Below are 22,015 nucleotides of genomic sequence, written 5' to 3'. Positions count from 1 at the left end.
GTACTCCCGGCTCCGCCGGTGCGCGCTTGTCGGACGCGTCGCCTACTCTCGTAGCCATGTCTGCGCAAGGAACCGCCCGCGGCGGCGTGCTCGCCCGCGTTCTGGGGATCGTCGGGGCGAGTGTCGCCGGGGGTCTGCTGATCACGGTCGGCGTCACCCCCGCTCTCGCCGTCACCGGCCTCGCCTCGAACAACCCGATCGGGCTGTTCGAGACCGTCCCCGAATACCTCGAGCTCGGGCAGCTGGCCCAGAAGACCGAGATCTACGCGAAGAACGCCGACGGCACCGACGGCCTGCTCGCCTCCTTCTACGCGCAGAACCGCGAGGAGGTGACGTTCGACCAGGTGGCCCAGTCGGTCAAGGACGCCACCCTCGCGACCGAGGACCCGCGGTTCTACGAGCACGGCGGAGTGGACCTGCAGGGCACCATCCGCGCCGTGGTGAGCAACGTGATCGGCGGCGACCTGCAGGGCGGCTCCTCGATCACGCAGCAGTACGTCAAGAACGTGCTCATCCAGCAGGCCGAGGCGCTGAGCGATCCCGCCGCCTCGCAGGCCGCGTACGACGAGGCCACCGCCACCACTCCGGCGCGCAAGCTCAAGGAGATGAAGCTCGCCGTCGACCTCGAGAAGAAGTACAGCAAGGACGACATCCTGCTGGGCTATCTCAACATCGCCGGCTTCGGCGGGCAGGTCTACGGCATCCAGGCCGCGGCCGAGTACTACTTCTCGACCACCGCCTCCGCCCTGACGCTCGCTCAGGCCGCCAGCCTGATCGCCACCGTCAACAACCCCAACGGGCTCCGCATCGACCTGCCCGAGAACGTCGCCGCGAACAAGGAGCGCCGCGACTACGTCCTGGGCCGCATGCTCGAGGAGGGGAAGATCTCGCAGGCCGACCGCGACGCCGCCGTCGCCGAGGAGGTCGTGCCGGCCATCACGCAGACCCCGACCGGCTGCCAGACCGCTCAGGACGCCGCCTTCTTCTGCGACTACGTCACGCGCGTCGTGCAGAACGACCCCGCGTTCGGCGCCGACGAGGCCACTCGCCTCGCGAACTTCCAGCGCGGCGGCTACAAGATCTACACCACGCTGGACCGCGACCTTCAGGCCGTCGCCACGGCCGCCACGAACCAGTGGGTGCCCAAGACCCCCATCGAGGAGGTCAACATCGGCAGCTCGACCGTCTCGATGGAGGTCGGCACCGGCCGGATCCTCGCGATGGTGCAGAACAAGGACTACGACGCCGCCGGCTCGGTCAACGGCGAGAACTTCTCGGCCATCAACTTCAACACCGACACCGCGTACGGCGGATCCAACGGCTTCCAGGTCGGATCGACCTACAAGGTCTTCACCCTGGCGCAGTGGATCGCCAACGGGCACACCATCTACGAGACGGTGAACGGCCGCGAGCGCACCTTCGAGGACTTCCCGGCCTCCTGCGCACCGGACGGCGAGTGGTTCGGCGACTTCCCCGTCGGCAACGACGACGACGAGACCGGCACCTTCAGCGTGCTCCAGGGCACGATGCGCTCGATCAACACCGTCTACGTCGCCATGGCCCAGCAGCTCGACCTCTGCGCGATCCGCGACCAGGCGGCCGCGTTCGGCGTGAAGACCGCGTCCGGCGCCGAGCTCCAGTACCTCCCCTCGGCGATCCTCGGCTCGGCCGACCAGATCGCGCCGCTGTCGATGGCGACCGCCTTCGCCGGCTTCGCCAACAACGGCACCGCGTGCAGCGCGATCGCGATCGACTCCATCACGGACGCCGCCGGGAACCCGGTGCAGCCGCCCGTGTCGACCTGCAACCAGGCCCTGTCCCCCGAGCTGACCGCCGTGGCGACCGACGCGCTGCAGGACGTCGTCACCGGCGGCACCGCCGCCGCCTCCGACCCGGACGACGGCATCGAGCACATCGGCAAGACCGGCACCACCGACGACGCGGTGCACACCTGGATGGACGGGGCCTCGACCGAGGTCGCGACCGTCGTCTGGGTGGGCAACATCACCGGGGACGCGTCCATGCGCAACGTCCGGGTGCGCAACGCCGAGACGGGGACGCGGGCCTACGCCTCGAACGTCCGCCACTACATCTGGAACGCGGTGATGACCCGCGCCGACGAGAAGTACGGCGGAGAGGACTTCGCCGACCCCAGCGCCGCCCTGCTGAACGGCCGCCAGGTCACGATCCCGAACGTGACCGGCCGCTCGGTCGACTCCGCGACGGACGTGCTCGAGGACCTCGGGTTCGACGTCGAGGAGGGGGGCACCGTCGACTCCGCCGCCCCCGCGGGCACCGTGGCGGGAACCGATCCCGGCGCCGGCACGGCCATCGCGCGCTACTCGAGCATCACGCTGCTGATCAGCAACGGCTCCCAGGTGCCCGCCGCGGCTCCCGAGACCCAGGCTCCTGCGCCGGCCCCGACCGAGACGGCGCCCGCTCCGGCTCCCACCGAGCCGGTCGAGCCCGCGGCGCCGACCGCGACTCCCACCGCCGCTCCCACGGCCACGCCCACCGCGGACGTGACGGAGTGAGCACCGGGTTCGACCCCGCCTTCCTGGGCGCAGCGCTGATCGCGCCGGCGCCGCAGGCCGACCGGGTCGTGCGGCGACTCCCCTACACGCACTTCGAGGTGCTGCTGGATCCCCGGCGCCGGCTCGCGCTGTCGACCGCGGTGAACATCGACGGGGCATCGCTCCTGGACCTCGGTCGCGGCGACGACTGGCACCTGGACGACCGGGCGCCCGCCTCCGAGCAGACCGGTCCCGAGGTGTACTCCCGCAACGACCTCGACCGCGGCCATCTCGTGCGCCGTCGCGACCCGGTGTGGGGCGAGCCGGCCGAGGCGCGCGCGGCCAACCACGACAGCTTCTGCTACACCAACGCGGCTCCGCAGGCGAGCGGCTTCAACCAATCGAAGGAGCTGTGGCTGGGCCTGGAGGACCTCGTCCTCCAGTACGCGCAGACCTGGCGCACGCGCCTGAGCGTCTTCACCGGCCCCGTTCTGGCCGAGGGCGATCCGGTCTACCGCGGGGTCGGCGTGCCCCGCCGCTTCTGGAAGATCGCGGCGTGGAGCCCGGACGGCGAGACCCTCGCCGCCAGCGCGTACCTCCTCGACCAGTCCGACCTCGTCGAGCCGATCCGCGAGACCGCCGCCCCCGGCCTGGGCGCCTTCCGCACCTTCCAGGTGCCGGTCGCCGAGATCGGCGAGGTCACCGGCCTCGACGTCTCCTCGCTCGCCGCGGCCGACGTGCTCGTCGCGGCCGGAGCGCGCCCCGGACCCCTGCGGCGCGAGCTCGCCGACGCCGACGACGTCCGCGCGGGACTCGCCGAGCACTGACGGCCCGCCCGGTCCAGGATGGGGTCATGTCCTCCCCCGTCCTCGTCGAGATCGACGCCTCCGCCACGCCCGTTCTGCGTGATCCCTCGGCCGGACTCGTCGCGGTCGACGAACCCGGCTACCTCCGCGGCGACGGCGTCTTCGAGACGCTCGCGGTGATCCGCGGCCGCGCGCACGGTCTCGACGAGCACCTCGCCCGGCTCGAGGCCTCCGCTGCGGCCGTCGACCTCGTCCTTCCCGCACGATCCGCCTGGGAGGCGGCGGTCGCCCTCGCCGTGGCCGAGCACGACGACGTCCACGATCTGTCCGTGCGGCTGGTCGCGAGTCACGCGGAGCCGGCGGCCCGGTGCACCGTGCGCGCGGAGCCCACGGCCGACGCGAGCGCCCTGCGGCGCGACGGCGTCGCCGTCGTCGTGCTCGACCGGGGCTACGCACGCGGGGCGCAGGAGGCGGCCCCCTGGCTCCTCGGCGGCGTCAAGTCGACCTCGGGCGCGGTCACCCGCGCGGCCCTGCGGGAGGCGCGTCGCCGCGGAGCGGACGACGTGGTCTGGCGCACGAGCGAAGGGCAGCTGCTCGAGGGCGCCACCTCCAGCCTGGTCCTGCTCTCGGAAGGCGCGCTGCTGACGCCGTCCGCCGTCGGCAACGGGATCCTCGACGGCACGACCGTCGCCCGCGTGCTGGAGCTGGCCGCGCAGCAGGGACTCGCGACCGATCGGCGGGAGCTGGCGGTCGAGGCGCTGAGCGGCGCGGACGCGGCGTGGCTCGTCTCGAGCACGCGGCGCGCCGTTCCGGTCCGCTCGGTCGACGGCGCCCCGCTCCGTGTGGATCGCGAGCTCACCGACGCCTTCGAGCAGGGGCTGCTCGCGGGCTGACCCTCAGGCCGCCTCCGCGAGCTCCCTGGCGGTGCAGGGCCCGACTCCCGCCGCCTCGGCGTCGCGCAGGTCGTCCACGGTGTCCACGTCCAGGCGCAGCGTCGAGTCGCGCGGCACGTCGAGCACGCGGCAGCCCGCGTCGCGGTGGCGGCGGAGCGAGTCGGGGCCGAACGCGGGCGCGACGCGCGCGGCCGCCGCGACGAGGAGGGCTGTGGTGCCCGTCCCCGCTCGGTCGGCGACGACGGCCGGGAGCGCCGTCGCGAGGGTCAGTGCGCCGTCGAGATCGGCCGCGGCGAGTGCGGGCAGGTCGCCGGTCAGGGCGATCACGGGAGCAGCGGGGGCGAGGCGGAGCGCCGCGTCGACGCCCGCGGTCACGGCGGAGTTCAGAGATCCCGGGTCCTCCACGAGCACGAGGGCGGGATGCCGCCCGACGGCTCGCGCGGCGGCGGCCGCGTCGGACGTCACCAGCACGAGCAGGTCGACACCGGTCGCCGCTCCCACCGCCGCGAGCGTGTCGAGCAGGAACGCCTCGGCGAGGGCGGACCGGCCCTCGTGCTCGAGGCGGGTCTTCGACGCACCCCGGCCCTTGAAGACGACGACCGCGCTCCAGCGAGTGCTCACTCCGACGCCTCGCCCCGGGCCGCGACGGCCGCCGCCCAGCCCTCCGCGTACGCCTCGTCGGCGCCGAGCCGGAACATGTCCTCGGGTCCGGTGCGCGTCAGGGTGCGCGCGCCCGGGGCGTCGAGGCCGGTCACGAACCGTCCGAGCCCGCGGACGACGGCGACAGGGCGCCCGCTCGACTTGCCCTTGACCAGGTCGCCCAGCGCCGCGATCTCGTCGGCCACGGCCGGCATGGTGACACCGAGGGTGCGCCCCAGCGCGTCGACGGCTCCGCGCAGGTCGTCGACGACGTGCAGCCCCGCCGCTCCGATGGCGGCGTCCGTCTGACCGACCCGCCACGCGCGGCCGAGGGTGTCGCTCACCACCACGCCGACCCGGGCGCCGAGGCGCTCGCGGAGACCGGCGCAGAGGGCGCGGGCGGACGCGTCGGGATCGTCGGGGAGCAGGAGCACGGTGCCCTCGGCCACGTTGCTCGCGTCGACTCCCGCGGCCGCCTGGACGATGCCGAGGCGGTTCTCGACGATGCGGGTGACGCCGTGGGCGTGGGCGCGGGTCGCGACGACCCGCACGGTCTCGGCGGTGATCGCGTCCTCGCGGTCGACCGCCGCGACGACGCGGCCCTCGGCCTTCGAGACGATCTTGCTCGTGACGACCAGCACGTCCCCGTCGACGGGGCGGTCCTCGTCGGCGGCCCCCGCGACGGCCGCGAGGATCAGCTCGAGCAGGTCGTCCCCGGGCGAGACCTCGGGGATCCCGTCGAGGGCCCAGGCCTGGACGCGTGTCGCACTCACCCGTCCATTCTCCCCCTCGGCGCGCCGCCCGGCCGACGCGGCGGTGTTCAGGCAGTGAGGTACGCGGCGACCGCCGGCGGCACGTAGGGCGCCACGTCGCCGCCGAGGCTCGAGACCTGACGCACGAGCGACGACGAGACGTGCGCGTGCGCGGGGTCGGGGAGCAGGAAGACCGTCTCGACGTGGGCGAGGTTGCGGTTCACGATGGCCATCGGGGTCTCGTACGCCACGTCGACCTGCGAGCGGATGCCCTTCACCAGGATGGTCGCGCCCACGTCGACGCAGTAGTCGACCAGCAGGCCCATGCTCCAGGACGCGACGACGATCGAGCCCTCGATGCCCGCTTCCGCGATCGACTGCTCGATCAGGGCGACCCGCTGCGAGATCGGCAGAAGCGCCGTCTTCGCGGGGTTGTGCACGACCACCACGTGCAGCTCGTCGACGAGGCGCGCGGCACGCTCGATGACGTCGAGGTGACCGAGGGTGACGGGGTCGAACGAGCCGGGGACGACGGCGATGCGGGCCATGCCGACAGCGTACCGGCCGGTCCCCCGCCCCTCCGGGCGTCGGCGTCACCCGTCAGGGGCGATCAGCTCTTCGCGAGGAACTCCCGGTCGCGGTCCTGCACTCGGCGCTCGAGGGCCGCGCGGAGCCGGTCGTGGGCGGCGAGGGAGGGATCCTCCTCGAGCAGGCGCTCGGCCAGCGCGCGCGCCTCGACGATGAGGTGGGCGTCCTGCACGACCCGCAGCAGGCGCAGGGAGGAGCGTCCGCCCGACTGGGAATCGCCGAGCACGTCGCCCTCGCGGCGCAGCTCGAGGTCGACCTCCGCAAGTGCGAAGCCGTCGAGCGTCGCGGCCACGGCCTCCACCCGCTCGCGCGCGATGGTGCCCGCCTCCGCAGCCGTGACGAAGAGGCAGACCCCGGGCACGCCGCCGCGGCCGATCCGGCCCCGCAGCTGGTGCAGCTGCGAGACGCCGAAGCGCTCGGCGTCCAGGACGATCATCATCGAGGCGTTGGGGACGTCCACGCCGACCTCGATCACCGTCGTCGACACGAGGACGTCGATCTCCCCCGCGGCGAAGGAGCGCATGACGGCGTCCTTCTCCTCCGTCGTCATGCGGCCGTGCAGTGCGGCCGAGCGGCGGTGCTTGAGAAGCGCGTGCGAGCGGACGCCCTCGAGCGTCTGCGCCACGGTCGACAGCGGCGTGGCCGCCTCCTCCGGCGCGGTCGCCGCCGCCCCCTCCGCCGCCTCGCCGGGCTCGATGGCCGGGCAGACGAGGTAGATCTGGTGGCCCTTGCGGATCTCCTCCTCCGCCCGCTCCCACGCCCTCGCGATCAGGCCGGGGGTGTCGGTGAGGGACACGACGTGGCTCGTGATGCCGGGACGACCGGCGGGCAGCTCGCGGATCGTGGACGTGTCGAGGTCGCCGAACACCGTCATCGCGACCGTGCGCGGGATCGGCGTCGCGGTGAGCACGAGCACGTGCGGCGGCACGGCGCCCTTGCGCCGGAGCGCGTCGCGCTGGTCGACCCCGAACCGGTGCTGCTCGTCGATGACGACGAGTGCCAGGTCGTAGAAGGTCACCTTGTCGCCGAGCAGCGCGTGCGTGCCGACGACGATCTTGGCCGTGCCCGAGACGATGCGCAGCAGCGCCGCGCGCCGCTCGGCCGCTCCCAGCCCGCCCGTGAGGAGCGTCGGGACGAGGGCCGTCGACAGCTCCGGACCGAGGGTCCTCACGATGGAGCGCAGATGCTGGCCCGCGAGCACCTCGGTCGGCGCGAGCAGAGCGGCCTGGCCGCCGCTCTCGGCCGCGGCCAGCATGGCGCGCAGCGCGACGAGCGTCTTGCCCGACCCCCACCTCGCCCTGCACCAGGCGAGACATCGGACTCTCCCCCGCGAGGTCGTCCGCGATCTCGGCGCCGACGGAGCGCTGATCGCCCGTCAGGGCGAACGGGAGAGCGGCGTCGAAGCGCTCGAGCCAGCCGCCGGGGGCCGGCACCCGGGGGTCGCAGGAGTCGCCCGGGCGGCGGCACGGCGCTCGAGCAGCGCGAGCTGCAGGAGGAACGCCTCGTGAAAGCGCAGCGTCTCGCGCGCCTGCGACTCCTCGCCCTCGCGCGCCGGCCGGTGGATCAGCTCGAGCGCCCGGCCCAGCGGCATCAACGAGCGGCCGGCGCGGACCGACTCCGGCATCGGATCGGGGACGTCGCGCAGGCCGTCGAGGATCACGCCGATGGCGGCCTGCAACTGCCAGCTCGAGATCGCGCTCGTCGCGGGGTAGATCGGGATCGGGCGCTCGGCCCAGTCCTTCGCGAGCGCGGAGCCCTTGTCGGCCTCGGCCGTCGCGGCCTCCTCGTCCTCGAAGAGCCGGTAATCGGGGTGCGTGAGCTGCACGGTCTCGCGGAACATCGACACGGTCCCGGCGAAGATCCCCCGTATTCCCCTCCGCAGCTTCGCCGCCCGCCACGGCTGCCCGAAGAAGGTCAGGGACAGCGTGCCGGTGCCGTCCGAGATGATGACCTCGAGCAGTGAGCCGCGGCGGTTCCGCATCGGCCGCTCCCGGACCTCGCGCACCTCCGCCACGATCGTCACGCTCTCGCCGACGGGGAGCCGGGAGAGCTCCGTCAGCTCGCCGCGCTGGGCGTACCGACGGGGGTAGTGGCCCAGCAGCTCGCCGACCGTGCGGTATCCGAAGGCCTTCTCGACGGCCGCGGCGGTGCGCGGGCCGACGACCGGCGCGAGCGAGGCGTCGAGGGGGTCCGGGATCACCTAGCGATCATAGGTCGACCCTCGGACGTCCGACGCGGGAGAACGCGCCGAGCGCCGAGCGCGGGAGCACCGCGGCGAAGGTGCGGCGCGGGGTGCCCGCCGCGGCGCGCAGCGCTCGCACCACCCGTGCGCCCGCGGTCCAGCCCGCGGCCTCGGCCGCGGGCACCGGGGCGTACCGCGCGCGCTCGACGGTGTCGCGGAGTCCGCCCAGCGCCCGACGAGCGTCGGAGTCGTCGCCGAGCGAGCCCCCGATCAGAGCCTCCTGAGCACGGGGCGAGTCGGTCTCCTCCACCGGCACGCCGAGATCCCGGGCACTCGCGAGCACCTCCGCCCAGGCCGCCTCCGCGGAGCCCGCCCCCGCAGCGCGTCGCCGCAGCGAGCGCTGCATTACGCGCAAAAGCCAGGGCACGAGCAGCAGGAGCAGGAGGAGGACCCAGGCGGTGACCGCCGGAGCCGAGGGGCCGACGACGGTTCCGGCGGCTCCCGGAGTCGCGGTGGCCGTCGACGCGGTGGGAGTCGGGGTCGCCTCCGCCTCGCTCTCCTCCTCCGGCGCCGCGCTCGACGAGGCGCCCGGGGTCGAACCGGTCGACGACGTCGCGCTCGGCAGGGTGTACGAGGCGGGGGCGCCGCGGCTGGGCGTGGGCTCGAAGGGCAGCCAGCCGACACCCTCGAAGTAGAGCTCCGGCCACGCGTGCAGGTCGGAGGACAGGAGCCGGTAGCTCGTCAGGTCGCTGTCGGCCGACGGCACCACGGATCCGGGCTGGTAGCCGATGGCGAGCCGCGAGGGGATCCCGAGCTCGCGGGCCATGACGGCCATCGCGGAGGCGAAGTGGACGCAGTAGCCCTCGCGCACCTCGAGGAACGACTCGAGGACACCGACGCCGTCGCCGTCGTAGCCCTCCTCGGCGGGAGTGTCCTCCGAGTAGGTGAAGGCGGAGGAGCGGAAGAAGGACTGCAGCTCCCTCGCCTGGTCGTAGGCGCTGCCGGCCTCCGCGGTCACCTCGGCCGCCGTCGTGCCGACCACCGCCGGGACGTCGTCGGGCAGCTCCAGGTACCGCTCGAGACCCTGGCCCGCGGCGGGCGCGGCGAGCAGCTGCTGCGGATCCGGATCGAGGCGGAGGGCCTCGACGGCGTACTCGTCGCCGGCCCGGGTCGTCGCGTCGCCGCGGATCGACCCGTCCTGCACGTCCTGCAGCCAGCCGTCGCCGATGCCCTCGAGTGCCGCCACCGGATACGGCACCGGCAGCCACTCGCTGCGTAGCGTCTCGACCGAGACCTCGACCTCCTCGGTCTCGCGGGGCACGCTCTCGGCGAGTCCCTCCGGTGCGATGGGGGCCTCGATCGGCGCGGTCTCCTCCGTGCCGCTCGGCGCCCAGTTCTCGCCCTGGAAGTCCGAGACCGTGAGCACGCGGAGGTACACCGGCAGATCGGAGTCGGTCGCGTAGCGGAGCACGGTGACCGGGTTGGGCCGCCGCAGATCGTCGCCGAGGGCCACGACCGGGTCGATCGAACCGTTGAACAGCGTGCCCGAGACCCCGGAGGAGGACGGCGCGCGGACGTACCCGGTCGCCGAGCCCGCGAGGACCCCCGCCGCGACGACGACCGTGCCGACCACGGCCACCGCCGGGAGGGCGGCGGCGAGCGAGAGCCGTCGGGCGGGCGCTCGGCGCTCGGGGCGCGACCCGGCGACGAGGACCCCCGCGTAGGCGATGGCGGTGAGCACGAGGCTCGGCCACGACACCCCGCTCGGGTCGATGATCGCGGGGACCGCGACCAGCGCGAGCAGGAACAGCCCCGAGAGCGCGGGCAGCCGCACCGAGAACGCGAAGAGGTCGGCGGCCCAGGCGAGGACGACGACCCCGCCCACGAGCAGGAACGCGATGCCGCTGTCGGCCACCGCCGGCAGCCCCTGCTGAGCGATCGACGTGAAGCCCGCCTGCGCGAGATCCTGCGCGTCGGCGATCGCCGCGGGCGTGGGAACGAGGAAGAGGAGCGCGCGGGCGGGGACGAACATCGCCGTCAGCACCACGACCGCGGTCAGCGTCCCGAGCACGGGCGGGACGACCGGGTGCGCGCGCAGAGCCCGTGCTCCGGCCGGCACGGCGAGCACCACGGCGACCGCGAGAGCGAGCTGGACGAGCCAGCCCACGCCTTCCAGGAGCCGTCCCACACCGGAGGCGGCGGCGACCAGCGAGGCCCAGAGCAGGAGCGAGAGCAGCGCGGAGCCGGCCCGCGGATCGCTCTCGGTGCGGCGGCTCATGCGATCGCCCGCAGAGCGAGCGCCTGGGACCAGGCCTCCTCGACGCTCATGCCCGCGGTGGTCGCCACGGGGTACCAGCCCAGCGACGCCAGTGCGGCCGCCTCCTGCTCCGTGCCCTCGACGAGGAACGCGACGGCGGGTCGGGCGTGCGAGGCGAGCGAGGCGAGGGCGTCGAGGTCCTCCTCCTGCAGCCGCGTCAGCACGGCGAAGACGGGGCGCGCTCCCCGGCCTCGCGCATCTCGGCCGTGATGCGCGGGACGGCGTCGCCGGAGTCGGGCGCCGGTGCCAGCTCGGCGAGTCTCAGGAGCACGTCGTGCGCGACCTCGCGCTCGTCCTCGGAGTGCTCGATGCCGGGACCGGCGCCGGTCTCGACGAGGTGGGTCTCGAAACCGCGATCGAGCAGGTGCACGGCGATCGACGCCGTCATGGAGACCGCCCACTCGAGCCGGTCGTCCCCGCCGCGCGCGCCCGCCCGTCCGGTGGCGCCGAGCACCCGGCTCGCCCGCGACTCCAGCAGGATCCACGCGTGCGGATCCGTGTTCTGCTCGTCCTGGCGCACCATCAGCTCGCCCGAGCGCGCACTGGCACGCCAGTGGACACGGCGCATCGCGTCGCCCGGCCGGTAGTCGCGCGGGATCACGTCGTCGGTGCCGGAGCCCGCCGTCGCATGGGCGACGGGACTGGATCCGCCGGCGCCGAACGCGTCGAGCACGTCACTCTCGAGCGGCACGGCGCGCGGAGTGACGACGAACGGCTGCGCCGACCCGACGACGCTCTCGCGCAGCGCCATCCCGAGCGCCTCGCTCCGCACGAGCCGGAGCGGGCCGAGCCGGTGGATGCCGCGTCGCCCGGCGGGCAGGCGGTAGCGGGCCCGCACCCGGCTCGTCCGCTGACCCGCACCGGCGATCGGAGGGACGCCGAAGCCTCCCCGCGCGGCGGCGCTGTCCGAGGAGGCGCCGTGCTCGAGGCGGGTCAGCCTGTCCTCGGCGCGGGCGGGCGAGCGCAGCGGCGCGCCCCGGTTCTCGAGCACGACGTCGACGTCGACGACGTCGCCGACCGCCACGACCCGCGGGGCGAAGCGGCGCTGGACCTGGAGCCGGGGTGTCTTCAGGGCCAGGGAGAGGACCGCTCCGAACGGCAGCCCGAGCAGCACGAGGCCGAGGAAGAGGAGCTCGCGGAACTCGACCAGCGGTGCCGCGACGATCGCCGCGGTGCCCAGCACCGCGAAGGTCCACCCGCGCAGGGTCAGCGCGACGCCGCCGAGCGCGGGGAGGGAGCCGATCCGCGAGGAGGGGCCGTCCTGGCCGCGCCGCTCAGTCGCCACGGCCGCTGAAGGGCACCGGTGTCGACGCCAGGATCCGCTGGACGATCTCGGTGACCGAGTGGGAGGCGCTCGTCCCCGAGCGACCCGGCAGGCGCGTCGCCGGGAGCAGCCGGTGCCCGAGCACGGGGACGGCGAGGGCGTCGATGTCGTCCGGGACCACGAAGTCGCGATCGCTGATGGCCGCCAGCGCCTTCGCGGCGGCGATCAGCTGAAGGGTGGCGCGCGGGCTCCCGCCCAGCCGCAGCTCGGGGTCGATGCGGGTGGCCTGCATGATCGCGACCACGTACTCCTGCACGGGCGGCGCGACGTAGACCGTCTGGACGTAGTCGATCATCCGCTCGAGCTCGTCGCGGCTGATCACCGCGCGCAGGGCATCGAGCGGGCTCGCGGCGTCGCGCGTGCGGATCATCTCGAGCTCGGCCCGCTCGTCCGGGTAGCCGAGCGACAGCCGCGCCATGAAGCGGTCGCGCTGCGCCTCCGGGAGGCTGTAGGTGCCCTCCATCTCGACCGGGTTCTGCGTCGCGACGACGGCGAACGGGCGCGGCAGCAGGTGGGTGATGCCGTCGACCGAGACCTGGCGCTCCTCCATGCACTCCAGCAGCGCGGACTGCGTCTTGGGCGAGGCGCGGTTGATCTCGTCGCCGATGAGGATGTTCGCGAAGACCGGTCCGGGCTTGAACTCGAAGTCCCGCGTCGCCTGGTTGTAGACCGAGACGCCGGTGACGTCCGAGGGGAGCAGATCGGGGGTGAACTGGATGCGCGCCACGCTGCCCCCGACGGACGCGGCGAGCGACTTGGCGAGGACCGTCTTGCCGGTGCCCGGCACGTCCTCCATCAGCAGGTGGCCGCCGGCGAGGAAGACGGTCAGCGCCATCGAGACCTCGGCGTCCTTGCCGTCGATGACGCTGGTGAGATTCCGGAGGATCGCACGGCAGTGGGCGGTGAACTCCTCGCGCGACATCGGCGTCGTCGCCGCGCTCGGACCGGCAGGGGCGCCGACAGCGGCGAGGGTGTCATCGAGGGACGTCATGATCCTCGATTCTCTCAGTCTCGAACGGGTGACGGGCGGTCGGTCCGAGCGGTCTCCCAGCCAGGAGCCGCCGCCCTATGCTCGGGACGGTGACCAGGATCATCTCCGGCTTCGCCGGATCGCTCACCCTGAAGGTCCCGCGCGCGGGCACCCGCCCCACCAGCGACCGCGTCCGCGAGGCCGTCTTCTCGGCGCTCGAGGCCCGCGATGCACTCGACGGAGCGACCGTCCTCGACCTCTACGCCGGTTCCGGCGCGCTCGGCCTCGAGTCGGCCAGCCGCGGCGCCTCCTACGTCGTGCTGGTCGAGCGGGACGCGTCGTCCGCCCGCGTCATCGACGGCAACGCTCGCGCCCTCGCTGCCGCGGCGACCGCCAATCGGCTGCCGAAGCCGCGGATCGAGGTGGTGACGTCGTCGGTCCGCTCGTTCCTCGACCGCTCGGCCGGACTCCTCGTCGACACGGTGCTCGTCGATCCGCCGTACGACCTGAGCGAGGACGATCTGGCCGCCGACCTCCGAGCAGTGCTGCCGCTGCTGCGCGAGGACGCCGTCGTGGTCGTCGAGCGCAGCACCCGCAGCCCGGAGCCCGCCTGGCCGGTCGGGCTCGAGCGCGAGCGCCGGAAGGACTACGGCGACACGGCCGTCTGGTACGCCTCCCGGCCCGACGCCGACTGAGCGGTCAGCCCGACGCGCCGTCCCAGCCCGCGTAGGGGTCCCAGCCTCCCCGGTCCTCCAGCGACACCCCGCCCAGCCGCACCTCCGGCGCGCCCTCGCGCACCCGTCCCAGCGGAGTGAAGCCGGCCGGCAGCGCCACGTCCGGCGGGAAGCACGCGAGCATCGCGTGGTCCTCTCCCCCGCCCAGGACGAGTGCCCGGGCCAGTGCCGGGTCCACGCCGTCGACCACGTCGAGCGCGGCGGCGTGAGCGTCGACCGCGGACGGGTCCAGGTCGAGGACGACTCCGCTCGCGCGCGCCATCCTCCGGGCGTCCAGCACCACGCCGTCCGAGACGTCCATCATCGCCGTGGCCGATCCTCCTGCGGCGATCCCTGCTGCGAGGGGGGACGTCGGCCGCAGCTGGGCGTCGAGCAGTCGCGGGTGCCGCTCCCGGAGGAGGCGGGCGAGTCGGACCGAGGGCGCCCCGTCCTCCTGCGCGCGCTCGAAGAGGAGCCGCAGGGCGAGACCCGCCTCCCCGAGCGCACCGGCCACGGCGAGGACGTCGCCCGGGCGCGCTCCGCTGCGCAACACCGGTGCCCGCCCGTCGAGCGACCCGAAGGCGGTGATCGCGAGCGTCAGCGTCGCGGAGGCGGAGAGATCGCCTCCGACCACCGCGCAGCCCGGCGCCATCGCCGCGCAGCCGGCGGCGAGTCCGTCGGCGATGCCCTCCAGCACGTCGACGCCGAGGTCCTGCGGGGCCGCGATCGCCACCACGAGCGCTGTCGGCCGCGCGCCCATGGCGGCGACGTCCGAGAGGTTCGACGCCGCCGCCTTCCAGCCCAGATCGAACGGCGTCGACCAGGCGAGCCGGAAGTCCGGACCGTGCACCATCATGTCGGTCGTCACCACGAAGCGGCCGTCCGGTGCGCGGAGCACCGCGCAGTCGTCGCCCGGGCCGACCAGCGTCTCGGAGCCGCCGTCCGGCGCGCCCGCCGCCAGCCGGGAGAGGACCCTCGCGAGCACCTCCCCCTCGCTCAGCTCAGCCAGGGTGGGACTCTGATCCGGTGCCATGGTTCACACGCTAGCCTGGCTCGCGATGTCCCCCCGCCGCCTCGCCAGCCCCCTCGCAGCCCTCTCCACCGTGCTCCTGCTCGCCGGCTGCTCCGCCCCGGTCGCGCTCGAGCCGGCCGATGACGCGACGAGCGCCGACTGCGCCGAGGTCTCGGTGCGGCTGCCCGACGTGGTCGCCGACCAGCCCGAGCGCGAGACGAACGCGCAGGGCACGGGCGCCTGGGGCACGCCCGCCGCGGTCATCCTGCACTGCGGAGTCGCGGTGCCCGGGCCGACGACGGACCTCTGCGTCTCGGTCAGCGGTGTGGACTGGATCATCGACGAGAGCCGCGCGGACGAGGACGTCTACACGCTGACCACCTACGGTCGCGATCCGGCCGTCGAGATCACCGTCGACCAGGACCGCGCCTCCGGCACCTCGGCCGTGGTCGATCTCGCCGACGCCGTCTCGTACCTGCCGAAGGTCGGCGAGTGCACGAACGTCTCCGAGACCGACACGCTCGACCCGAGCGGCACGCCGACCGGCTGAGCTCCTACCGGCAGAGCTCGGATCGGACCAGCGCCGATCGGCAAGCTTGGATCGCCAGCGCTGGAGGGCCGAGGCTCAGAGGCCGAGCGCGGTCCGCACCGTCCGCAGCGCCTCGTCCGGGGCGACTCCGAGCGCCCGGATGCGCGCCGCGAACGCGACCGCGGCGAGCTGCGCCTCGTGCTCAGCGCCCTCGATCCCCCCTGCGACGACCGTGCCCGCGCGACCGCGCGTCTCGACCACTCCCGCCGCCTCGAGCTCCTTGTAGGCGCGCGCGACCGTGCCGGGAGCGGTGCCGAGCGCCTCGGCGAGGGCGCGCACGGGCGGCAGGCGCGAGCCCACCAGCAGCTCCCCCGCCGCGATGCGCTCCGCGATCCCGTCGCGGATCTGCTCGAACGGCGCCCGTGCGCCCGGCTCGATCCGCAGCCCGAGGGCCGCGTCGCTCACGCGACCGCGACCGGACGGCGCTCGAGCGCGAGCTCGATCAGCTCGCTGATGAGGTCGGGGTAGTCGACACCGCTCGCGCCCCACATCCGCGGGAACATCGAGATCGGGGTGAAGCCCGGCATCGTGTTGATCTCGTTGACGACGAACCCGTCGGCGGTGAGGAAGAAGTCGACCCGCGCGAGGCCCTCGGCACCGATGGCGTCGAAGCCGCGCACCGCCAGCTCGCGCATCTCGTCGAGCTCGGCGTCGGTGAGGTCCGCCGGGCAGACGAGCTCGATGCCCGCGGCGCCCAGGTACTTCGCCTCGAAGTCGTAGAAGCCGCGGCCCGAGACCACGATCTCGCCCGCGACGGAGGAGCGCGCGGGCCCGCCGCGGCGACCCCCGAGCACGCCGATCTCGACCTCGCGGCCGACGATCGCGGACTCGACCAGCACCCGGTCGTCGTGCGAGAAGGCCTCGTCGAGTGCCGCGGCGAGCTGGGAGCGCGCCTCGATCTTGCTCACGCCCACGCTCGAGCCCGCCCGCGCGGGCTTCACGAACGCCGGGAGGCCCAGCTCGTCCAGCGCCGCTTCCGCGTCGCCGGGTGCGCTGCGCCACTGGGCCTCGGCCACGGTGTACCAGGGCGCAACGGCGATGCCGGCGGCCCGCAGCACCGTCTTGGTGAAGTGCTTGTCCATGCCGAGGGCGGAGGCGAGCACGCCCGAGCCCACGTAGGGCAGGCCCACGAGCTCGAGGAGCCCCTGGACCGTGCCGTCCTCGCCCCACGGTCCGTGCAGGATCGGGAACACGACGTCGACGTCGCCTAGCGACTCGACGGTGCCGTCGGCCCGGGTGACGGTCAGCTCGCGCGAGAGCGCCGACTCCGGCCAGTGCACGCGGCTGCCGTCGTCCTCCACCTGCGGCAGGGCAGCGGCGTCGAGCGCGAACTTCCCGGGGCGGTCCTCCTCGAGCACGAACGCGCCGTCGGAGGTGATCCCCACCGGGATCACCTCGAAGCGGTCACGGTCGATCGCCGTCAGCACCCCTGCCGCCGTGGCGCAGCTGATCGAGTGCTCGCTGGAGCGCCCCCGAACAGAACGGCTACGCGGAGCTTGCTGGTCATCGAGGTTCCTCTCACCCTGTGGCTCGTCCGAATCCGTGGTCAGGTGCGGCGCGATGTCCTTCGGGTCGAGAGTACCGGCGAGCACCTGCGACACCTGCTGGACGATGGGCATGTCGACTCCTCGGGCCCGCGCCAGCTCGAGGACGGGCGCGACGGAGGCGAGCCCCTCGGCCGTCTGCTGCATCGACTTGACGACGTCGGTGAAGCTGTAGCCCTGGCCCAGCAGCCGCCCGGCCGTGTTGTTCCGCGAGAGCGACGAGCTCGACGTGGCGATGAGATCGCCCAGGCCCGCGAGCCCGGACATCGTCTCGGGGCGGGCCCCGTAGGCGACCGCGAAGTCGGTCATCTCGGCGAGACCGCGCGTGATGATCGACGCCTTCGTGTTCTCGCCGTAGCCCACTCCGTCGACGATGCCGATCGCGACCGCGATCAGGTTCTTCAGCACTCCGCCGAACTCCGTGCCGATCACATCGGTGTTGACGTAGGAGCGGAAATAGCGGTTGGTGGCCGCGAGGGCCACCTCCTGCGCGGTGACCAGGCTCTCGGAGGCGATGACGGCCGCCGTGGGCTGCTCCTTCGCGATCTCGAGAGCGAGGTTGGGTCCGGAGGCGACCGCGATGCGGCTCGGATCGATCGGCAGCATCTGCGCGATCACCTCGCTCATCCGCTGCCCCGTGCCCTTCTCCACGCCCTTCATCAGGCTGACCAGGATCGTGCGCTCGGTCAGGTGCGGCGTGATCGCCTCGAGGTTCCCGCGGAGCGACTGGGACGGGATCGAGAGGTACACGTGGTCCGCCCCCTCCAGAGCCTCCTCGATGCGCGGAGTGGCGCGGATGTTGCGCGGCAGGTTGATGCCCGGGAGGTAGTCGCTGTTGCGCTTGGCCTCGGTGATCTCGCGCGCCAGCTCGCTCCGGCGCGCCCACATGACGACGTCCGAGCCGCCGTCGGCGAGGATCTTCGCGAAGGTCGTCCCCCAGCTGCCGGCTCCCAGGACCGCGACCCGACGGGCCACCGGGATCGGTGCGGATCTCCTACTGCTGGGAGTCAAAGCGTCCCGTCCCCTTCTGGTTGTGCTCGGACGGGTTCCAGCGGGTCGCCGGAGCGCTCTCGCCGCGCAGCTCCTCGAGCAGCGCCGTGATCGCGGCCATGACGACCGCAGAGGCCTCGTTGAGCGTCGCGGAGTCGAGGCTGCGCCCGCGGAACGCGGAGAGGTCGACCGGATCGCCGATCAGCACGTCGACGCGCTTGCGGCGGAAGAGGGTGATCTTCTTGGAGTAGCGCCCCATCAGCTGCTGGGTACCCCAGTGCGCCGCGGGGATCACGGGGAGGTCGTACTGCAGGGCCATCCGGACGGCTCCGGTCTTGCCCCGCATGGGCCAGAGCTCCGGGTCGCGGGTGAGGGTGCCCTCGGGGTAGATGATCACCGAGCGCTGCTCGTCGACGAGCGCCTTCGCGGCCTTCAAGGGCTCGCTGCCGCGCACCGATCCCGCGCGCTCGACCGGGATCTGACCCGAGGCGCGCAGGATCGCTCCGACGACCGGGACCGTGAAGAGGGACGCCTTGGCGAGGAACCGCGGAGCGCGACCGCCCTTCCAGAGGGTCCAGCCCGTGATGATCGGGTCGATCTCGCTGTAGTGGTTCGGCGCGAAGACGAACGCGCCGGTCGAGGGGATCTTGTGGGCGTCGCGGATCCGCAGATCGACCGAGGCGGTCATCACGGGGATCACCGCGGCCGCGAGGAACCAGAAGATGGACGGACGACTGCGTTCAGACACCCGCCCATCCTCTCATCGAGGCCCGCCGGAGGCGTCCGGCCACGCCCGCCCGACGAGGGACCGATCGCCCCTCAGCGAGCGTCGCGGTAGCGCCACATCGTCAGGGTGCCGAAGACCGCCACCAGTCCCGCCGCCCAGACGAGCGTCAGCACGAGGTCCGCTCCGGGATCCGCGCCGGCCATCAGCGCGCGGACGGCGGTCACCAGGTGCGAGACGGGGTTCACCTCGACGAAGGCCTGCAGCCAGCCCGGCATGGTCGAGGGGTCGACGAAGATGTTGCTGCCGAAGGTGATCGGGGTGATCACCAGCATGCTCACGCCCATCACGGAGCCGGAGGTGCGCAGCACCAGGCTGAGGAAGGTCCAGATCCAGCCGAGCGCGAAGGCGAAGACCAGCAGCAGCAGGACCCCCAGCACGACGCCGACTGCGCCTCCCCCGGGCCGGAAGCCGAGGAGCAGGCCGAGGCACACGGTGATGACGGCCGAGATCGTGAAGCGCACCGCGTCCCCCAGCAGCATGCCGACGAGCGCGGAGGGGCGCCAGATCGGCAGCGACCGGAACCGGTCGAAGACGCCGCGGTCCAGGTCGGTGCGCAGGGTCGTGCCCGTGTACATCGTGATCATGATCACGCCCTGCACGAGGATCCCCGGCAGCAGGAACTGGATGTAGTCGACGGTGCTGCCCGCGAGCGCGCCGCCGAAGAGGAAGGTGAAGAGCAGGGTGAACATGACGGGGAACACCGTCACGTCGAACAGCTGCTCCGGCACGTGCTTGATCTTCAGCAGCGCGCGCCAGCCGAAGGTGAGCGACGTCGAGAGCGGACCGGGCGGCGCGGGCCGCTCGCCCTGCACCAGCACCGAGAGCAGCGCCTCCCGATCGGGCGCCGTCGCCTCGCTCGTCCGAGTGCTCATGCCGCGGCCTCCTCGCCCGTCGCGTCCTGTGGTCGGCCGGTGAGCGCCAGGAAGACCTCGTCGAGCGAGGGCTGTCCGAGCGAGAACTGCGCCAGGTCGATGCCGGCCCCCTCGAGCGCGGTGAGGCCGCGGGTGACGTCCCGGGCGGAGCCGTCCACCCGCGCCGCCAGCGCCGCCGGGTCGGCCTCCTCCCGCACCTCGACGCCGAGCACGGCCTCCAGGAGCCGCCGCGCCTCGGAGCGGTCGGCGGGGTCGAGCACGCGGACGTGCAGCGAGCCGGAGCCGACCGACGCCTTCAGCTCCCCCGGCGTACCCTCCGCGATCACCCTGCCCGTGTCGATGACGCTGATGCGGTCGGCGAGCCGGTCGGCCTCGTCCAGGTACTGCGTGGTGAGGAGCACTGTCGTCCCGCTCGCCACCATCGCCCGCACGATGTCCCAGACCTCGTTGCGGCTGCGCGGGTCCAGCCCCGTGGTCGGCTCGTCGAGGAACAGCAGCTCGGGCGTGACGACGATGCTCGCCGCGATGTCGATGCGACGCCGCATGCCTCCGGAGAACTTCTTGACCTGGCGGTCGGCGGCGTCGCGGAGGTTGAACGCGTCGAGCAGGTCGTCGGCCCGCCGCGAGGCGCGGGCGCCCGTGTACCCGAAGAGGCGCCCGATCAGCCTCAGGTTCTCGCGGCCGGTCAGGTCCTCGTCGACGGAGGCGAACTGGCCGGTCAGGCTGACCAGACGCCTGACCTCCTTGGCCTCGCCGACGACGTCGTGGCCGAGGACCAGGGCTCGACCGGCGTCCGGGCGCAGGAGGGTCGCGAGCACGCGGATCGTCGTCGTCTTCCCCGCTCCGTTGGGCCCGAGGAAGCCGTGCACGCCGCCGCGCGGGATGGCGAGGTCGACGCCGTCGATCGCCCTCGTCGCTCCGAAGGTCTTGACCAGGCCCTCGGTCAGGATCGCGGGATCGTCCATCATCGCTCCTCGACCGCGGCGGCTCCAGCGGGTCGCCCCGCCTGAGAATGCGCACACCGTACGCCCGGACTCCTGCCCAGGACAAGACCGCCCGGGCGACTCGGCCGGGAACGACGGAGGAGCCCGACGATGCGGGCTCCTCCGGGTCGTGCTCCTCGGGTGGCCGAGGCGGTGCGGCGACTACGCGTCGAGCGAGAAGTCGGCTCCGAGCAGCTCGAGCTTCGTCAGGAAGTTCTCGTAGCCGCGGCTGATGATGCCCACGTTCGAGACGGTCGAGGTGCCCTCGGCCGAGAGCGCCGCGATCAGGTGCGAGAACCCGCCGCGCAGATCCGGCACCACGATGTCGGCACCGTGCAGCTTCGACGGGCCCGAGATGACGGCCGAGTGCATGAAGTTGCGCTGGCCGAAGCGGCACGCCTGGCCGCCGAGGCACTCGCGGTGGATCTGGATGGTCGCGCCCATCTCGACCAGCGCGTCGACGAACCCGAAGCGCTGCTCGTAGACCGTCTCGTGCACGATCGAGACGCCCTTGGCCTTGGTCAGCGCCACGACGAGCGGCTGCTGCCAGTCGGTCATGAAGCCGGGGTGCACGTCGGTCTCGATGATGACCGGCTTCAGCTCGCCGCCGGGGTGGTAGAAGCGGATGCCGTCCTCGGCGATCTCGAACGCCCCGCCGACCTTGCGGAAGACGTTGAGGAACGTCGTCATCTCCTGCTGGCGGGCGCCGCCCACGAAGATGTCGCCGTCGGTCGCGAGGGCCGCGGCCGCCCAGGAGGCGGCCTCGTTGCGGTCGAACAGAGCGCGGTGGGTGTAGCCCTCGAGGCGGTCGACGCCCTCGATGCGGATCACGCGGTCGGTGTCGACCGAGATGATGGCGCCCATCTTCTGCAGGATGTTGATGAGGTCCATGATCTCGGGCTCGATGGCCGCTCCCGAGAGCTCGGTGATGCCCGAGGCGCGGACGGCGGTGAGCAGGACCTGCTCGGTGGCGCCGACGCTGGGGTAGGGCAGCGACACCTTCGCACCGTGCAGGCCCTCGGGCGCCGACATCCGGATGCCGGACGGCAGCTTCTCGACGATCGCGCCGAAGTTGCGGAGCACCTCGAGGTGGTAGTCGATCGGGCGGTCGCCGATGCGGCAGCCGCCGAGGTCGGGGATGAAGGCCTCGCCCAGGCGGTGCAGCAGTGGTCCGCAGAAGAGGATCGGGATGCGGCTCGAGCCGGCGTGCGCGTCGATGTCGGCGAAGTGGGCCGACTCGACGTTCGAGGGGTCGAGGATGAGCTCGCCCACCTCGGGGCCCTGCTCGACCTTGACACCGTGGACCTGGAGGAGGCCCTTCACGACGCGGACGTCGCTGATGTCCGGCACGTCGCGCAGCGTCGAGGCGGTCTCGCCGAGCAGCGCGGCGACCATCGCCTTGGTGACGAGGTTCTTCGCACCCTTGAGCTCGATCCGGCCCTTCAGCGGACGGCCGCCGTTGATCGTGATGCGCTCGGTCATCATCCCCACCCGCGCTCCGGACGCCTTGGCGTCCTGGAGGGCCTTCGCATCCTGCAGAA

21 protein-coding genes are annotated in these 22,015 nt (G+C 73.2%); 5 read left to right on the top strand and 16 right to left on the bottom strand.

Translation table 11 applies throughout. The features are described 5' to 3' along the window. Positions 1-56 precede the first annotated feature (56 nt). The 3 genes from AC0CID_RS02130 to AC0CID_RS02120 are packed head-to-tail and all read left to right on the top strand — an operon-like array spanning position 57 to position 4,212. Positions 57-2,534 (top strand): transglycosylase domain-containing protein, encoded by a 2,478-nt coding sequence (locus AC0CID_RS02130; protein WP_465225629.1) that lies wholly within the window; start codon positions 57-59, stop codon positions 2,532-2,534. After that, the gene (locus tag AC0CID_RS02125; RefSeq protein ID WP_465225628.1) at positions 2,531-3,340 is read left to right on the top strand and encodes a DNA/RNA non-specific endonuclease; all 810 of its coding nucleotides are present in this window, start codon (positions 2,531-2,533) and stop codon (positions 3,338-3,340) included. Before AC0CID_RS02130 ends, AC0CID_RS02125 begins: the two co-directional genes overlap by 4 nt. Before the next feature lie 26 nt (positions 3,341-3,366). Next, complete coding sequence (locus AC0CID_RS02120) at positions 3,367-4,212, top strand: aminotransferase class IV (protein ID WP_465225627.1); 846 nt, start codon at positions 3,367-3,369, stop codon at positions 4,210-4,212. A gap of 3 nt (positions 4,213-4,215) precedes the next feature. On the opposite strand, the gene cofC is transcribed toward AC0CID_RS02120, so the two are convergent. The 9 genes from cofC to AC0CID_RS02075 form a co-directional block, all read right to left on the bottom strand. Next, positions 4,216-4,833 (bottom strand): 2-phospho-L-lactate guanylyltransferase, encoded by a 618-nt coding sequence (gene cofC, locus AC0CID_RS02115; RefSeq protein ID WP_465225626.1) that lies wholly within the window; start codon positions 4,831-4,833, stop codon positions 4,216-4,218. Next, complete coding sequence (locus AC0CID_RS02110; RefSeq protein ID WP_465225625.1) at positions 4,830-5,624, bottom strand: coenzyme F420-0:L-glutamate ligase; 795 nt, start codon at positions 5,622-5,624, stop codon at positions 4,830-4,832. Before AC0CID_RS02110 ends, cofC begins: the two co-directional genes overlap by 4 nt. Before the next feature lie 47 nt (positions 5,625-5,671). Further along, a complete protein-coding gene (gene coaD, locus AC0CID_RS02105) occupies positions 5,672-6,151 on the bottom strand; it encodes a pantetheine-phosphate adenylyltransferase (RefSeq protein ID WP_207402486.1) in 480 nt (159 codons plus the stop codon). Positions 6,152-6,213: 62 nt separating this feature from the next. Then, positions 6,214-7,560 carry an ATP-dependent DNA helicase RecG gene (locus AC0CID_RS02100; RefSeq protein ID WP_465228031.1) on the bottom strand — a complete coding sequence of 449 codons (1,347 nt, stop codon included), beginning with the start codon at positions 7,558-7,560 and terminating at the stop codon, positions 6,214-6,216. A 6-nt stretch (positions 7,561-7,566) separates the two neighbouring features. Further along, complete coding sequence (locus AC0CID_RS02095) at positions 7,567-8,391, bottom strand: OB-fold nucleic acid binding domain-containing protein (protein WP_465225624.1); 825 nt, start codon at positions 8,389-8,391, stop codon at positions 7,567-7,569. Between the two features lie 7 nt (positions 8,392-8,398). Beyond that, the gene (locus tag AC0CID_RS02090; protein WP_465225623.1) at positions 8,399-10,651 is read right to left on the bottom strand and encodes a transglutaminase TgpA family protein; all 2,253 of its coding nucleotides are present in this window, start codon (positions 10,649-10,651) and stop codon (positions 8,399-8,401) included. Next, positions 10,648-10,854, bottom strand: coding sequence for a hypothetical protein (locus AC0CID_RS02085; protein ID WP_465225622.1), 207 nt, complete (start codon positions 10,852-10,854; stop codon positions 10,648-10,650). Before AC0CID_RS02085 ends, AC0CID_RS02090 begins: the two co-directional genes overlap by 4 nt. Then, positions 10,848-11,975, bottom strand: coding sequence for a DUF58 domain-containing protein (locus tag AC0CID_RS02080; protein ID WP_465225621.1), 1,128 nt, complete (start codon positions 11,973-11,975; stop codon positions 10,848-10,850). Before AC0CID_RS02080 ends, AC0CID_RS02085 begins: the two co-directional genes overlap by 7 nt. After that, entirely contained in the window at positions 11,965-12,936 is a 972-nt protein-coding gene (locus AC0CID_RS02075) for an AAA family ATPase (protein ID WP_207402546.1), read from the bottom strand. The genes AC0CID_RS02080 and AC0CID_RS02075 overlap by 11 nt, the downstream gene beginning before the upstream one ends. 158 nt (positions 12,937-13,094) lie before the next feature. Between AC0CID_RS02075 and rsmD the strand changes: the two genes are divergently transcribed. After that, positions 13,095-13,679 (top strand): 16S rRNA (guanine(966)-N(2))-methyltransferase RsmD, encoded by a 585-nt coding sequence (gene rsmD, locus AC0CID_RS02070; protein WP_465225620.1) that lies wholly within the window; start codon positions 13,095-13,097, stop codon positions 13,677-13,679. 4 nt (positions 13,680-13,683) lie between these two features. Here the strand turns inward: rsmD and thiL are convergent, their stop codons facing one another. After that, positions 13,684-14,730: a thiamine-phosphate kinase gene (gene thiL, locus AC0CID_RS02065; protein ID WP_465225619.1), complete on the bottom strand. Its 1,047-nt coding sequence runs from the start codon at positions 14,728-14,730 to the stop codon at positions 13,684-13,686. A gap of 25 nt (positions 14,731-14,755) precedes the next feature. Between thiL and AC0CID_RS02060 the strand changes: the two genes are divergently transcribed. Beyond that, a complete protein-coding gene (locus tag AC0CID_RS02060) occupies positions 14,756-15,259 on the top strand; it encodes a DUF3515 domain-containing protein (RefSeq protein WP_465225618.1) in 504 nt (167 codons plus the stop codon). Between the two features lie 75 nt (positions 15,260-15,334). Here the strand turns inward: AC0CID_RS02060 and AC0CID_RS02055 are convergent, their stop codons facing one another. The 6 genes from AC0CID_RS02055 to murA all read right to left on the bottom strand — a co-directional run bounded on the left by AC0CID_RS02055 (position 15,335) and on the right by murA (position 21,956). Then, positions 15,335-15,703 carry a GntR family transcriptional regulator gene (locus tag AC0CID_RS02055; protein WP_207402492.1) on the bottom strand — a complete coding sequence of 123 codons (369 nt, stop codon included), beginning with the start codon at positions 15,701-15,703 and terminating at the stop codon, positions 15,335-15,337. Continuing rightward, a complete protein-coding gene (locus AC0CID_RS02050; protein ID WP_465225617.1) occupies positions 15,700-17,817 on the bottom strand; it encodes an NAD(P)H-dependent glycerol-3-phosphate dehydrogenase in 2,118 nt (705 codons plus the stop codon). Before AC0CID_RS02050 ends, AC0CID_RS02055 begins: the two co-directional genes overlap by 4 nt. A gap of 19 nt (positions 17,818-17,836) precedes the next feature. Then, positions 17,837-18,520, bottom strand: a complete 684-nt coding sequence (locus tag AC0CID_RS02045; RefSeq protein WP_465228030.1) for a lysophospholipid acyltransferase family protein — start codon at positions 18,518-18,520, stop codon at positions 17,837-17,839. Positions 18,521-18,651: 131 nt separating this feature from the next. Next, positions 18,652-19,491 (bottom strand): ABC transporter permease, encoded by an 840-nt coding sequence (locus tag AC0CID_RS02040; protein WP_465225616.1) that lies wholly within the window; start codon positions 19,489-19,491, stop codon positions 18,652-18,654. Then, the gene (locus AC0CID_RS02035) at positions 19,488-20,459 is read right to left on the bottom strand and encodes an ATP-binding cassette domain-containing protein (protein WP_465225615.1); all 972 of its coding nucleotides are present in this window, start codon (positions 20,457-20,459) and stop codon (positions 19,488-19,490) included. Before AC0CID_RS02035 ends, AC0CID_RS02040 begins: the two co-directional genes overlap by 4 nt. Positions 20,460-20,636: 177 nt before the next feature. Continuing rightward, positions 20,637-21,956 carry a UDP-N-acetylglucosamine 1-carboxyvinyltransferase gene (gene murA / locus AC0CID_RS02030; protein WP_207402548.1) on the bottom strand — a complete coding sequence of 440 codons (1,320 nt, stop codon included), beginning with the start codon at positions 21,954-21,956 and terminating at the stop codon, positions 20,637-20,639. Positions 21,957-22,015: the final 59 nt, after the last annotated feature.

The sequence above is a fragment of the Rathayibacter sp. AC451 genome (genome assembly GCF_979253095.1).
This window is presented reverse-complemented; position numbering and strand designations above follow the sequence as displayed.

Excerpts from the sequence above, each read along its gene's own strand:
- coaD (WP_207402486.1), bottom strand. The coding sequence starts at position 6,151 with ATGGCCCGCATCGCCGTCGTCCCCGGCTCGTTCGACCCCGTCACCCTC.
- thiL (WP_465225619.1), bottom strand. The coding sequence starts at position 14,730 with ATGGCACCGGATCAGAGTCCCACCCTGGCTGAGCTGAGCGAGGGGGAG.
- AC0CID_RS02060 (WP_465225618.1), top strand. The coding sequence starts at position 14,756 with ATGTCCCCCCGCCGCCTCGCCAGCCCCCTCGCAGCCCTCTCCACCGTG.
- AC0CID_RS02130 (WP_465225629.1), top strand. The coding sequence starts at position 57 with ATGTCTGCGCAAGGAACCGCCCGCGGCGGCGTGCTCGCCCGCGTTCTG.
- AC0CID_RS02045 (WP_465228030.1), bottom strand. The coding sequence starts at position 18,520 with ATGACCGCCTCGGTCGATCTGCGGATCCGCGACGCCCACAAGATCCCC.
- AC0CID_RS02040 (WP_465225616.1), bottom strand. The coding sequence starts at position 19,491 with ATGAGCACTCGGACGAGCGAGGCGACGGCGCCCGATCGGGAGGCGCTG.
- AC0CID_RS02120 (WP_465225627.1), top strand. The coding sequence starts at position 3,367 with ATGTCCTCCCCCGTCCTCGTCGAGATCGACGCCTCCGCCACGCCCGTT.
- AC0CID_RS02075 (WP_207402546.1), bottom strand. The coding sequence starts at position 12,936 with ATGTCGCGCGAGGAGTTCACCGCCCACTGCCGTGCGATCCTCCGGAAT.
- AC0CID_RS02035 (WP_465225615.1), bottom strand. The coding sequence starts at position 20,459 with ATGATGGACGATCCCGCGATCCTGACCGAGGGCCTGGTCAAGACCTTC.
- AC0CID_RS02090 (WP_465225623.1), bottom strand. The coding sequence starts at position 10,651 with ATGAGCCGCCGCACCGAGAGCGATCCGCGGGCCGGCTCCGCGCTGCTC.
- murA (WP_207402548.1), bottom strand. The coding sequence starts at position 21,956 with ATGACCGAGCGCATCACGATCAACGGCGGCCGTCCGCTGAAGGGCCGG.